Origin of the sequence: Alloactinosynnema sp. L-07 (genome assembly GCF_900070365.1) — a bacterium.
Classification (GTDB): Bacteria; Actinomycetota; Actinomycetes; order Mycobacteriales; family Pseudonocardiaceae; genus Actinokineospora.
In genome coordinates, this window is record NZ_LN850107.1 from 6,486,460 (window position 1) to 6,499,755 (window position 13,296).

Genomic DNA, 13,296 nt, shown 5'->3' on the forward strand with positions numbered 1-13,296 from the left:
GCGCCGCCGAGGACTTGCTGCGCGGCGCGCGGCTGGACGAGGCCACGATCGACCGGGTCAGCCGAGCCTGTGCCGAAGGCGCGAGCCCGCTTCCGGAGACCGGCTACAAGGTCGACCTCATCGTGGCGGCCGTGCGGGAGGTGTTGGAGCGGCTGGCGCGGTGAGCTCGGTGTCCGGATCCTTGTCGAACCAAGGGATCCGGGCCGCCACGACCGCGGCCAGGGCGATGATGATCGCGCACTGCGCCGTCGCGCCGTAGGCCCAGTCCTGGCCGTGGTCGAGCACGCGCCCGATCACCGCCGTCGCGGTCGCGACCGTCATTCCCAGCGCCGCCAACGTCATCGAGATCGCTCGCCGGTAGCGGGGCAGCGCGCTGCGGACGAGCAGGCAGGCGATGAGCAGGACCAGGGCGAGCATCCCGCCCATGGCCCCGAGCAGGACGATCAGGGCGATCGGGACCCACTTCTGCGCGCCCGGCTCGGTCGAGATCTCGACCCGGCGGGCGGGGGCGAAGGCCAGTGCCACCAAGCCGAGGACCGCGACCAGGCCGATCAACAGCCGGAATCGGTAGGACGAGTCCGGGACGAACTCCAGCGACACCCTGAGCTCGCCGCCCGCGGGCAGCACCCAGGCCTGCTGCCAGCCGTCGACCCTGGTCCGCTCCAGGGCCTGACCCTCCACAGTGGCCACCCAGCCGTCGTTGGCGTTCTCCGGCACCGACAGGATCGCGCGAGGACCCGCGGCGACGGTCAGTTCGCGGGACGAGACGTCCCAGTCGCGGACCTCGACCGCGCGGGATCCGGGCCGCAGGACACTGCTGTCCGACGGCCGCAGCCACAGGTCCTGGACCAGGAAGCTGTCCGACCGGTCCGTGCGGATCTCGTGGTCGCCCGATGGCAGGTCGAGGCCCTCGGCCAGGTCTGGGCAGGTGCCCAGCGGCAGCGCGCGGTGGTTGTTGAGGTCGTCGAGGGTGCCGGTGACGGTGGTGGCGTAGTCGAACTGGTCGACGCGCACGTTCGGGCCGGAGCCGCAAGGCACGGTGAAGCGGGTCGATCCGTCGACGCGGGGCAGGGCGTCGGGCGCGCCGACCAGGGTCACCGCGCTGATGCCTGGGGACAGGACCGGTTCACCATCGACCACGCGGGTGCGGGCGATGGTGATGTTCATCCAGTCGGTGGTGCCGTGGTAGTCGACCGTGCCGTCGGTGAACACCGGCAGCCGGACCTTTCCCGCGAACGACTCGATCTCCACCTCGGCGGGCTCGCCCGCGCCGGAGTTCTTGTCGGTCAGCAGTTTCAGGCCCGTGATGTCCGACGGCTTGCCCCAGCGCAGTTTGAGGACCGGCCGCTGGTCGGTGTAGTCGGCGATCCAGGTGGTGCCCGGGTCGGCGTCGATGGCGGCCAGCGGACCCGCCGCCGGGTCGCCCGCGAGTTGGGACGAGGAGGAGACCTCCAGGCCGGGGACCTGGATCGGGGCGCGGGCACCCGCCACCGGCAGGACCGTGCCCGCGACCGTGTAGTTCTGGTCAGCGGACGTACGGAACAGGCGGTGGACGCCGTCGGGTTCCTCGCCGAAGCGGGTGAGGCCGGAGTCGCAGCGGGTCAGGTCGTCCTCCCGCACACACGAGTAGCTGGGCAGCGCCCCCCGGGTGAAGGCGAACGACGTGCGCTGGTCGCCCGCGGGTTTGACGTCGGCCGGGACGCGCAGTGCCCGTTGGGCGTCGACGCCGGGGATGGCGAGTTCGGCGAGTCCGACGTTGCCGGTGTCGCGATCGGCGGCGACGCTGAGGAAGGTCACGCGGACGGTGCTGGTGAGGCCGGGTGGCACGGTGAACAGCTGCGCGTCTTGGCCGCGTTCGATGTCGCGGTCGACCGAGCCCTTGTCCGTGGTGATCCGCACGCGGGTCACCGGCCAGCCCAGACGGGAGTCGTCGACGACGCGCATCGAGACCTGGTCGACCATCCGCGGGGTGTCGAGTTCGACCTCGATCCACTGGCCGGACGGTCCGCGCAGGCTGGAGGACTGCCAGGCGGTGTACGGGTCGCCGTCGATGGCGGCGAAGGGCATCGTGGACGGGTCGGAGCCGCGGATCGCGTCGGCGAAGCTGGCCGCCGAGGACGCGGTGACCGCGCGGATGCCGCGGTAGGTGGCCAGGGTCCGGTGCTCGATGCCCTCGAACGGCACCACGTCGATCGCAGGCCGGTTCTGCCTGGCCTTCTCCTCCGCGGTCAGCGTCTGGCTCAGGTTGTCGCGGACCCGGCCCACGTTGCGCTCGCGGTAGCGCAGGCCATCGGTGACCAGCCAGTCCCGCGCGTCGGTCGCACCGCCGTCGCCCGCCATGATCGTCGGGCGGGCGGGGTCGAGCAGGCCGGAGTCGAGCAGCGGCAGCAATGACTCGGGGCCGCCGCTGACCGTGGCCACGTCGGCGCTGGGCACGGCGATCGCCCGCGAGACCGGCCGCTTCACCTCGTAGATCTCGACCGCGCGCGCCTTCGGGGCGTGCTCATCGATGCCGGAGTCGCCTGCGTCGATCTCCGGGCCGAACCCGGCCACCGGCTCGATCCCCGGCGACCGGGCCAGCGCCGCGCGCAGCATGGTCAGCGGCGGGGCGCCGGTGGTCGCGCGGTCGATGTCGTTGCGCAGCAGCAGGAAGCGGTGGCCGGAGCGGGCCAGGAAGTCCGCCAGTCCCGGGGCGCCGCGGCCGTCGGCCAGGGCGTCCTCGACGGCGTCCATCAGGCGGGTGTTGCCCTCCGAGCCAAGCGGGATCTGGCTGCGCAGCGCCCACGGCGACCGGGCCAGCGACTGCGCGGGCTCGTCGATCGTCTTGCCCCAGGTGTACTCGCCGAAGCCGGTACCGGGGATGAGCAGGGTGCGCGCGTCGGCGTCGGCGTCGGCCACCCAGGTCATCGCCGAGCGCCAGTAGTCGGGCACCTCGTCCCATCCGGGGCCGGGCCGCAGGGTGAACAGCCACGCGGGCGCCGCGGTGACCACGACCAGCAGGAACCCCACCGCCAGCCGGGCCCGGGTGGCCCACAGCCCCGACGCCTTGCGGGCCAGGCCGGGCAGCCGCCCGGAGATCGCGTGGGCGAAGGCGAGCACCAGCGGAAGCCGTAGCCCCGGCTCGAACTTGTGTACGTTGCGCAGCGGCGCCAGCGGCCCGTCGAGCAGCGCGCGGACCGTCTCGGAGAACGGGCTGTCGAGGGTGCCGACGTAGCCGATGGTCAGGAAGGCGACCCCGGCGACCACGCCGAGCGTCAGGAACAGCCGCTCGGGCAGCCGCGACCGCACCAGCCCGACCAGCCCGATCGCGGCGAGCAGGCCGGTGGCCAGCATCAGCGTCGGGTTGTCGATCAGCATGAAGCCCGACGGCCACCACGGCGTGCCCTGCACGACATAGGCGACCCACTGGTTGGTGCCGCGCAGCACCTGGAACAGCGACGTCGGCGTGGTCGTGTTGGTCGCCGACTCGACATAGTCCACGAACGGCAGGCTGTACTCGCCAAGCAGGGCCAGCGGCAGGAACCACCACAGCACCGCCATCAGCGCGCCGCCGAACCACCACAGCACCAGCCGGACGTGCGCGCGCGTCCACCGCCGCGTCAGCAGCCACAGTCCGGGCAGCACCAGGGCCAGGACGACCACGGCGCCGTTGACCCCGCCCATGCAGACGATCGCGAGCGCCGACAGCGCCGCGGCCCGGCGCGGCGAGCCGATCCGGTCGGCCCGGATCAACGGCAGCAGCACCCACGGCAGCATGACCGCGGCCAGCATCTCCGCGGACAGGGGACCGATCTCGGTGAGCATCCGCGGCGCCAGCGCGTAGGCGAGCGCGGCGGCGTAGCGCGCGGGTTCGGTGCCGATCCGCAGCGCGCGGGCCACGGCGAGCACACCGCCGAAGGCCAGGCACAGCAGCAGCCCGCACCACAGTCGCTGCGCCACCCACGGCGGCAGGCCCAGCAGCTGGCACATGCCGAAGTACGGCCCCATCGGGAACAGGTACCCGTAGGCCTGGTTCTGCAGCTCGCCGCCGGTCGCCGCCGGGTTCCACAGGTGCAGCGCGCGGCCGAGGAAGGCGATCGGGTCGACCGCGAGGTCCAGCTTGGTGTCGAAGGTGGTCCGGCCCGGCCGCTGCAGGAACGACAGCACCATCAGCCCGGCCATCACCCACGCGGTGAGGTTGCGCGGCAGGCCTGCCAGCCACGCGCGGACCCGGCCCAGGGCGCGCGTGGACGCCGGATCCTTTGTGCTCACCATCGACTGAATACTAGTGGGGGGCCGTGAGACCCCCGTTGGGCTCGGGTTCAGGCCGCCCCGCCCTTGCGAATGACGTATCTGGTCGACTGCCAGTGCGTCTCGGGCTCGTCGGTGCTGACCGCGGCGACGACCTCGGCGCCGTGCGCGCCCACGACCGACCGCACCCTGGCGGGCGACAGCGCGGTCATGCGCATCGGCGCGGGGTAGCCGAGCACGTGTTTCTGGCCCAGGCGCACCAGCCGGTAGGGCGCCACGCGCCAGATCGTCCCTTTGAGCGTCCACAGCGGCCGGGTGGTGCACTGCAGCACCGCGACCCCGCCCGGGCGCAGTACCCGGACGAACTCGGCGAGATAGCCCTTGATGGCCTTGGCGGGCAGGTGCTGCAACACCAGCTCCGAATAGACCAGGTCGAAGCTGTTGCTGGTGAACACGTGCAGGTCGGGCACCTCGTTGAGGACGAACTCGCACCGCCCGTCGGTGCGGTCCAGGGCCCGCGCGGTCTCCAGCATCGGCTCGGACACGTCGACGCCGACGACCTCGTCGGCGTGCTCGGCCAGCGCCTGAGAGAGCCTGCCCGCGCCGCAGCCGAAGTCGAGCACGCGCGCCCACTCGGTCGGCAGGCCGAGGTCGGCCAGCCACTTGCGGGCCTTGGCCACGTCGCGCGCGCCCAGGTCGAGGAAGTCGTCGACATCCCAGCGGCCGCCACGCTTGTCGGTGGCCACGTGCACCGCCCACAGCGGATCCTGGGCGCCCAACTCGGTCCAGTCCCGCTTGACCTGCTCGAAACTCATATGCGGTCCTATCAATTTCCGGGGGCGGGCTTGCATGCCGGTGGCTGGCAGAGGAGTTTGCTCAACGCGCGGTAGAAGATGTCGATGATCTTGGTCGGATCGGGCGTGGAGAACGTCTCGCCGCCGGTGGCGTCGGTGATCGCCTTGAGCTCGGCGACGTCGATGTCGGGGCCGACGCCGATGCCGATGATCGGGATCGGCCGCTTGGCGTCGACGAGCCCGGCCAGGTCGGCCAGCAGCTGGTCGCGGCTGATGCCCTTGGGGTCCTCGTTCTTGCCGTCGGTCATGACGAGCACGAGATTGATCCGACCGGGTTCCCAATTCTGCCGCGCGGAGCGGTAGGCCGCCAGGGTGCTGTCGTAGAGCCCGGTGGCGCCCTTGGTCTGCTTCTCGATGCTGCGCACCGTGGCGATGCCGTTGTTGGCCAGATGCTCGGCGACCGGCCGGACCGGCAGCAACTCCCGGTAGTCCTGGTCGCCCGCGAGGTTCGTGGAGAAGATCCACAGGCCGATCTTGGTGCTCGGCTTGAACAGCCGGATGCCCAGTTCGGCGGCGTCGAGGGTGACGCTCATCCTGGTCTTGTCGGTGCCAGGGACCCGCTCGGCCATCGACCCGGACACGTCGAGCAGCACCTGGATGCGGGCGCTGAGGTTGACCCCGGCCCACTCATTGAGCACCTTGTCGACCTCGCCGCTGTCGGGCAGCGGCACCGGGGGCAGCGTCTCGCCGATGACCCGTTTGTCCTGGGAGCGGTCGCGCAGCATGGCCCCGTTCGCGCCGCGGAATCCGGCCGCGCCGAGCAGTTCGGCCGCGCTAGAGCTGAGCAGCCTGGTCAGGAAGCGCTCGGCGACCGCGCGCTTGGCGTCGGCGGTGCCGGGCAGCACGACGAACGGGTAGTCCAGCGACGGCGGCGCGGTGTCGGCGTAGACGGCGACCAGTTTGGTCGGGCTCTGCTTGACGTTGTGCCGCAGCACCGCGGTCTCCGTGGCCGGGAACGCCGACAGTGGCGGCAGGCTGCTGGTCGAGCCGGGCAGTCGCAGGAACAGCTCGGCGGCCTCGGTGACGGTGTTGGCCGAGAGCTTGCGCATGGTGGCGGTCAGCGCGACGGAGTCGGTGCCCGCGGACTCGGTGATCGCGAACAGGGTCGCAGTGCCGACCGGGTCGCGGGCCGGGTCCGGGAAGCCCATCGCCTCCGTGACCGCCGGGGTCTCGAACAGCTGGGTCCACGACGGCCGTGCCGCGGGCCAGCCGAACTGGCCCGCCACGTCATCGGTGACGGCCATGACGACCGGGGACGACGCGATCGGCGTGCCCTTCACCGGGGTCTGCCACGCGCCGTTGGACTGGGCCCGCTGCAGCCACATCGCCGACTCGGGCACCCACACGTCCGGCGGGTCGGTGCCGTCGGACACCGCGACCGACTCGGCCACCGCGGCCGACTCGCGGGCGATGACGCGCACGTCATAGCACTCTTCGCCGCTCTCCAAGGCGTCCTTGCCGACCTGGGTGAGCACCGGGGCGATGTCGGGGGCGGCGGCGACGGACAGGGAGGTGACCGAGTCGCAGTCGGACGCGCCGAGCTTGTCGCGCAGCAGGTCGAAGCTCAGCCAGCCGACGAGCGCCACGACGAGGAGCAGGCTCAAGATCAGCACCGGCGAGCGGTGCGCGGCCCGCCCATCGGTGGGCGAGTGTCGCCCCATCCTTGCTCCTCCATCGTCACGGCTTTGTCGAAAGATACCCGCTCGTAGCCGCGTAATCGAGAGCGTAGGCCATACGTAGTAATCCTCGCGAGGGTTGTGAAATCTATTGTTGACTTTATGTGACCCGTCGGTAATGTCGTTGACTACCGGCAAGTAGGTACACCGGAAATCCGGTGGCCGGATCCCTGTCACGAACCCTGAATGAGGTCATCCCGCATGCGTGCACTGATCCGTTCCCTCGCGCTGCCACTGGCCGCGGCCGTCGGTGTGGCGCTCGCCCCCGCAGCCTCCGCCGACCCGATCATCCCGCTCACCTGGTCGATCACCGGGACCACCACGGTCGCCAAGTCCGGGCTCAGCGTGCCCATCCCGCCGGGGGCCAAGTTCGTCGGCCAGATCGACCTCGCGGACTGGAAGCTGACCGGCGAGACGACCATCCCCGACCTGGTCTCCAAGGGCAAGCTGCTCAATGCCGTGCCCTACACCGCCATCGTCCGCCAGGTGGCGACCAAGCCGCTCGACGGTGGCATCGTGGACGGGAAGGTGCAGGTCAACCGCTACTTCCGGATGCAGATCGTCAAGCTGAGCGTCGACTTCCTGCCGAACCTGAACCTGGTGCCCGCGGGCTGCACGACCTCGGAGGACTCGGTCGTCACGCTGACCAACACCACCCCGATCGACCTGTTCAAGCCGATGGGCCTCGCGGGCGAGTTCACCATCCCCGCCTTCGCCAAGTGCGGCCTGCTGACCCCGATGATCACGTCGATGATGTCCGGTCCCGGCAACAAGATGGACCTGACCTTCACCCCCGGCGCGGCCACCGTGGCGGCCATCCCGGCGGGTCAGAACGCGCCGTAGGCTCCCCCGTTCACAGGCTCGGCCGGTCCGGCGAATTCGATGGACCGGCCGAGCCTTTGTCGGGGCGAACAATCGTCACTGTTCGCTGCGACAACGCATTTATACGAGTGGTTCGCCGATGACGATGCCGACGAAGCAGGCCGCCGTCGCTCCCGGTGCGCGTTTCATGTCGATTCGGTCAAATTCGGTGTCGGTGACCAATTGCAACAAGTGCACACCCTCCTGTAGCGGAAGGGTGAACGAGCGGTTGCCCGCGTTGATCGTGACCGGCCCGGCGGCGTTTGTGTAGTACTCCAGCCGGATCAGCCGCTTGCCCTTCACCGGCCCCGAAAGCGGGATCAACGTGGTCTGGTCGGTCACCGGGAACCCGCAGCCCGGCACCGGTCCCGGCTTGCCGGTCACGGTGTTGACCACCCCGGTCACCTCGCGCGGGGTGCCCTTGCCGTCGAGCATGTAGATCTTGGCGGTGGGCTCGTCGAACCTCGGCGGCCCCGGCAGCAGCCCGATCACCCTGGACACCCGCCCCTGGTCGCCGAACCAGTAGACCATCACGTTGCTGGGCACGATCGAGTCGTAGACGACCATGTCCGGATCGCGGCGCAGCGCGGCCTCGGCGGTGGCCACGTAGGCTTTGGCGCCCTTGAACTGCAGGTTCGGCGAGATCCGGGCGGCGCTGACGGTCCCGCCCGCCAACATCACCGCGGTCAGCGCGACCAGGCCCAGCCGCAGCGGCCTGCTCGGCAGGGGAGGTGGCCGCACGCCGTCGGCGGTGACCGGGGTCAGGTACGCGAACGCCGCGCACAGGGCCAGTACCGGGACCGCGTCGGCGATGTAGCGGATATCGAGGCCGACGAGCGGGCCGATCAGCGGCATCCGGGCCAGCGCCACCAGCGTGACGACTACCGTGAGGTACCCGGCCAGCAGCGTCCACGCCCAGCCCGCGCGCGACCGGCCGATCAGGAGGCCGCCGACGACCACGGCCACGGTGAGCAGCGAGCCCAGGATCCGCACGGCGGTCACCGGCTCGTTCAGCGCGGGGGAGCCGTCGCCCCCGGAGGCGACCACCGGGAAGCCCAGCATCGGGGTGAACAGGGTGTCCACGACCATCAGCCTGGCCAGGGTGAGCACGCTGTCGCCGCTGATCTCGGTCTCGTGCACCGGCGGACTGGCGAGTCCGAAGTAGAGGATCGCGTAGCCGGTCAGCAGCGCGAAGTGGGCGGCCCAGAGCTTGACGTGCTCCCGCCAGGCCGCGGCCAGCGCGCGCATCCCCGATTCGGCGGACAGCAGCACGGTCAGTCCGAAGAGGAGCCCGACGAACAGTGCGGCCTTCTCGAAGAACGCCAAGCCCACCGCGGTCCACACCAGGGTGAGCACCGCGTCGCGGCGCCGTCCGGTGCGCAGGTGGCCGACCTGGTGGTACAGCGCGGCGAACATCGCCAGCAGCAGCGGCAGCAGCTGCGCGGCGTAGGCCCACCAGAGGGTGGAGGAAAGGATCAGCGGCGAGGCCGCCACCACGCCGAACGGCAGCAGCAGCGCCCGGCGCGGACCGAAGCAGCGCACGAGCAGCCGCCAGAACACCACCAGCGCGGCGATGTGCACCAGCACCAGCGGGACCATCGCCACCGCGAAGTTCAGCGGGGCGAGCGCGGTGACCACCCAGACCAGCACGAACAGGCCGGGCACGATGTGGCCGTTGTAGTTCTGGAACAGGTAGCCGGGGTCCAGCGGGCTCGCGCGGTCGGCCAGGTAGGTCATCAGGAAGTCGTCGTGGGCGAAGTACCCGCCTGCCAGGAACCACAGGTGGAACCCGAACGGGATCGCCCCGAGCACCAGCGCGGTCCACCCCAGCCGCGACGGCAGCCGGATCGTCACCGCCCGCTGCGCGGTGTTCTTGTGCCTGCCGGACGGCCGGTCGACAACGGTCAAGGGAACCCCCAGTTCTTTCGCCCCCCGACTTGTGCGGGCAAGTATCACCCGCCGAGGTCACGAACCGGGCTTGCACCCCGGCGGCTGGCACAGCAGCTTGCTCAGCGCGGCGTAGAAGATGTCGCCGATCTTGGTCGGGTCCGGGGTGGTGAACGCCTGTCCGCCGGTGGCCTTGGAGATCGCGTCCAGCTCGGCGACGTCGATGTCGGGGCCGATGCCGATGCCGACGACGGCCAGCGGCCTGCGCGGGTCCTGCAGCTTGGCCAGCTCGGCGAGCAGCTGTTCCCGGCTGATGCCGTTGGGGTCCTCGTTCTTGCCGTCGGTCAGCACGATGACCAGGTTGATCCGGCCGGGCTCCCAGTTCGCCCTGGCGTTCTGGTAGGCGGCGAGCACGCTGTCGTAGAGGCCGGTCGCGCCGCCCGGGATCGCCTTCACGCCGCGCAGCTTGTCCAGGGCGCCGCCCGCGAGCTGGTCGGTGACCGTGGCGACGGGCATCAGCTCGGTGTAGTCCTTGTCGCCGTCGAGGTTGGTGGAGAACAGCCACATGCCGAACTTCGACGTCGGCCGGAACAGGCCGATGCCCAGCTCGGCGGCCTTGAGGGTGACCGCCATCCGGTTCAGGCCGGTGCCGGGAACCGGCTGGTTCATCGAGCCGGACACGTCGAGCAGCACCTGCATGCGCGAGTTCAGGTTGACCCCGGCCCACTGGTTGAGCAGCTGGTCGATCTCGGCGGCCGCGGGCAGGGCGATCTGGTCGACCGGGGCGGCGCTGGTGCGCTTGTCCTGTGAGCGGTCGCGCAGCGCCTTGCCGTCCGGGGCGCGGAAGCCCGCGTCGGCGAAGGAGGCGACCGAGGCCGACTCCAGCAGCCTGCCGAGGAACTTCTGGGCGATGCCCCGCTTGGCGTCGGTCGCTTTCGGCAGCACCGTGTACGGGTAGTCCAGCGATGGCACCGAGGGATCGGCGTAGGCGGCGACCAGCGGCGCCTCGGAGCCCTTGACGTTGTGCCGCAGCAGCGTGTTCTCCGAGGTCGGGAAGGCCCCGAGCGGCTCGGCCGGGCTGGTGCCGCCGGGCAGCCGGGTGAACAGGTCGGCCGCGGCGGGCAGGGTGTTGGCCGAGAGCCTGCGCAGCAGGCCCGTCAGCGCGGCGGCCTGGTCGGCGGCGGTCGCGGTCAGCGCGCGCACGCCGTAGAGCAGCGACACCCCGACCGGGTCGCGGGCCGGGTCGGGCAGGCCGATCTGCACCTTGCTCGCGTCCGGGCCCAGCACGTTTGCCCACGTCGGCTGCCTGCCCGGCCAGCCCAGCGCGGAGGCCGTGTCATCGGTCAGCGCGAGCACGACCGGCGACGACGCGATCGACGTGCCCTGCACCGGGGTGTTCCACGCGCCCTTGTCCTGGGCGCGCTGCAACCACAGGGTCGACTCCGGCACCCAGACGTCGGGCAGTTCGGTGCCGTCGGACAGGACGAGGGACTCGGCGGTGGCCGCCGAGTCGCGGTTGGTCACCGCGACCCGGAAGCACTCCGCCGCGTCCGACTCGGCCGTGCGCTTGGCCGCCGAGTCGACGATGCCCGCCACGTCCGGGGCGGCGGTTACCTGCAGGACGGTCGTCTGGGCGCAGTCGGTGCCGCCGAGCCTGTCCTTGACGAACCCGAAGCCGAACCAGCCGAGCAGGGCGAGCACGAGCAGGCCCGCCAGCAGCACGACGGGAGAGCGCAGGCCCAATCTGGCCTTCGCCGATGACGAATGCCGTCCCATGGCGATGCGCCTTCCCGTCGGTGCTGGTCAGTCCCTCTGAGCCTAGGCCGAACGGGTGACCTACGAGTACAGGCTGTCCACCTCTGCGCCGAAGTCCTTCATGATCACCCGGCGCTTGAGCTTGAGCGACGGGGTGAGGTGGCCGGTCTCGGGGGAGAACTCGGCGGCCAGGATGCGGAACTTGCGCACCGACTCGGCCGTCGACACCGCGGCGTTGCCCTCGTCGACCGCCTTCTGCACCTCCGCGACCAGCTCCGGGTCGTCGATGAGGTCGGCGACGGTGGCGCTGGCGGGCTTGTTGACCGTCGTCTTCCAGTAGGTGAAGTAGTCCGGGTCGACGGTGATCAGCGCGGCGATGTACTTCTGCCCGTCCCCGACCACCATGGCCTGCCCGACCAGCGGGTGCGAGGCGATCCGGTCCTCGATGACGGCGGGGGCGACGTTCTTGCCGCCGCTGGTCACCAGGATCTCCTTCTTGCGGCCGGTGATCGACAGGAAGCCGTCGGCGTCGATCGAGCCGAGGTCGCCGGTGGCGAACCAGCCGTCATCGGACACCGCGTCCCTGGTCGCGGCGTCGTTGTTCCAGTAGCCGTGGAACACCACCCCGCCCTTGACCAGGATCTCGCCGTCCTCGGCGATCTTGACCGTGGTGCCCGGCAGCGGCAGCCCGACGGTGCCCGCCTTGAAGTTCGTCGGCGCGTTCACCGTGGAGGCCGCGGTGGTCTCGGTCAGGCCGTAGCCCTCCAGCACCACCAGGCCGATGCCGCGGAAGAAGTGCGTGAGCCGCAGCCCCAGCGCGGCGCCGCCGGAGATGGCGTACTTCGCCTTGCCGCCCATCGCGGCGCGCAGCTTGCTGTAGACCAGCTTGTCGAACACCGCGTGCTTGATCTTCAGACCCAGCCCGGCCTTGCCCTCGGCCTCGCTGTAGGCGATCGCGGTGGCCGCGGCGGCGTCGAAGATCTTGCCCTTGCCCGCGGCGTGCGCCTTCTGCCGGGCGCCGTTGTAGACCTTCTCCAGGACGTAGGGCACCGACAGGATGAACGTCGGCTGGAAGGTCCCGAGGTCCTCGAGCAGCTTCTTGACGTCGGGCCCGTGGCCCATGGTGGCGCGCGCGTACACGCAGCCGACCTCGACCATGCGGCCGAACACGTGCGCGATCGGCAGGAACAGCAGCGTAGTGGCGTCCTCGGTGCTGCCGTGTCCGTGGAACAGCGGGCCCAGCACGTCGGTGGCGCCCGCGCACTCGGTGAAGAAGTTCTCGTGGGTCAGCACGCAGCCCTTGGGCTGGCCGGTGGTCCCCGAGGTGTAGATGATCGTGGCGACGTCGGCCTTCTGGACCGCGGCCCGGCGGGCCCCGATCGCGGCGACGTCGGTCTCGGCGCCCGCGGCGACGATCGTGTCGATCGCGCCCTTCTCGATCTGCCACACGTTCTTCAGGGCGGGCAGGTTCGCGCGCACGCTCTCCAAGCGGCCCAGGTGCTCGTCGGTCTCCACGATCGCGGCGACGGCGCCCGAGTCGGACAGGATCCACTGGATCTGCTCGGCCGACGACGTCACGTAGATCGGCACCGACACCGCACCCGCGGCCCAGACGGCGAAGTCGAGCAGCGTCCATTCGTAGCGGGTCGCGGCCAGGATCGCGACCCGGTCACCCGCGCCGATACCAGCCCCGACCAGCCCCTTTGCCACCTCATCGACCTCGGCGACGAAGGTGGTCCAGGTCACATCACGCCACTGCCCGCCGACCTTGCGCCGGAACGCGACGCCGTTGGGGGCCTCCTTGGCGTTGGTGTAGATCAGGTCGGCCAGGCCGCCCGCCTCTTCTCGCCAAGCGACAGCAGGGACGGCGAACTCGCGCATGAGCTACTCCTCCGGGCACACACCGAGGGGCACGTCCTGGCCACCGGTTCCGACCGGGACGGCTACCTATCGGTAACTTTGTCGGTATCTTGCCTGTCACACCTTCCGACGGCTAGAGGATGATGACAAATCGGTATGTCCCGCCTCACGTC

Annotated in this window: 8 protein-coding genes; 2 read left to right on the plus strand and 6 right to left on the minus strand. The window is 70.7% G+C overall.

The annotated features are described in order from the left end of the window. Positions 1-14 precede the first annotated feature (14 nt). On the plus strand, positions 15-164 hold the full coding sequence (locus BN1701_RS37650; RefSeq protein WP_231949754.1) for a hypothetical protein: 150 nt from the start codon (positions 15-17) through the stop codon (positions 162-164). On the opposite strand, the gene BN1701_RS29660 is transcribed toward BN1701_RS37650, so the two are convergent. From BN1701_RS29660 to BN1701_RS29670, 3 genes are read right to left on the minus strand one after another with little or no spacing between them, the layout of a single operon-like run. Then, positions 118-4,254, minus strand: coding sequence for an alpha-(1->3)-arabinofuranosyltransferase (locus BN1701_RS29660; RefSeq protein WP_082860143.1), 4,137 nt, complete (start codon positions 4,252-4,254; stop codon positions 118-120). The genes BN1701_RS37650 and BN1701_RS29660 overlap by 47 nt on opposite strands. 47 nt (positions 4,255-4,301) lie before the next feature. Beyond that, positions 4,302-5,045, minus strand: a complete 744-nt coding sequence (locus BN1701_RS29665) for a class I SAM-dependent methyltransferase (protein ID WP_082860144.1) — start codon at positions 5,043-5,045, stop codon at positions 4,302-4,304. Positions 5,046-5,056: 11 nt separating this feature from the next. Beyond that, the gene (locus BN1701_RS29670) at positions 5,057-6,745 is read right to left on the minus strand and encodes a substrate-binding and VWA domain-containing protein (RefSeq protein ID WP_067520934.1); all 1,689 of its coding nucleotides are present in this window, start codon (positions 6,743-6,745) and stop codon (positions 5,057-5,059) included. Positions 6,746-6,961: 216 nt separating this feature from the next. Between BN1701_RS29670 and BN1701_RS29675 the strand changes: the two genes are divergently transcribed. Further along, positions 6,962-7,603, plus strand: a complete 642-nt coding sequence (locus BN1701_RS29675) for a hypothetical protein (protein WP_054054289.1) — start codon at positions 6,962-6,964, stop codon at positions 7,601-7,603. A 99-nt stretch (positions 7,604-7,702) separates the two neighbouring features. Here the strand turns inward: BN1701_RS29675 and BN1701_RS29680 are convergent, their stop codons facing one another. From BN1701_RS29680 to BN1701_RS29690, 3 genes are read right to left on the minus strand one after another with little or no spacing between them, the layout of a single operon-like run. Beyond that, positions 7,703-9,529, minus strand: a complete 1,827-nt coding sequence (locus tag BN1701_RS29680) for a hypothetical protein (RefSeq protein ID WP_054054291.1) — start codon at positions 9,527-9,529, stop codon at positions 7,703-7,705. A 57-nt stretch (positions 9,530-9,586) separates the two neighbouring features. Next, positions 9,587-11,284 carry a substrate-binding domain-containing protein gene (locus BN1701_RS29685; RefSeq protein WP_054054294.1) on the minus strand — a complete coding sequence of 566 codons (1,698 nt, stop codon included), beginning with the start codon at positions 11,282-11,284 and terminating at the stop codon, positions 9,587-9,589. Positions 11,285-11,344: 60 nt separating this feature from the next. Then, complete coding sequence (locus tag BN1701_RS29690; protein WP_054054296.1) at positions 11,345-13,144, minus strand: long-chain fatty acid--CoA ligase; 1,800 nt, start codon at positions 13,142-13,144, stop codon at positions 11,345-11,347. Positions 13,145-13,296 lie beyond the last annotated feature (152 nt).

What these genes read in the sequence shown, in the direction of transcription:
- BN1701_RS29665 (WP_082860144.1), bottom strand. Translation starts at nt 5,045, where the DNA reads ATGAGTTTCGAGCAGGTCAAGCGGGACTGGACCGAGTTGGGCGCCCAG.
- BN1701_RS29670 (WP_067520934.1), bottom strand. Translation starts at nt 6,745, where the DNA reads ATGGGGCGACACTCGCCCACCGATGGGCGGGCCGCGCACCGCTCGCCG.
- BN1701_RS29660 (WP_082860143.1), bottom strand. Translation starts at nt 4,254, where the DNA reads ATGGTGAGCACAAAGGATCCGGCGTCCACGCGCGCCCTGGGCCGGGTC.
- BN1701_RS29690 (WP_054054296.1), bottom strand. Translation starts at nt 13,144, where the DNA reads ATGCGCGAGTTCGCCGTCCCTGCTGTCGCTTGGCGAGAAGAGGCGGGC.
- BN1701_RS29685 (WP_054054294.1), bottom strand. Translation starts at nt 11,284, where the DNA reads ATGGGACGGCATTCGTCATCGGCGAAGGCCAGATTGGGCCTGCGCTCT.
- BN1701_RS29675 (WP_054054289.1), top strand. Translation starts at nt 6,962, where the DNA reads ATGCGTGCACTGATCCGTTCCCTCGCGCTGCCACTGGCCGCGGCCGTC.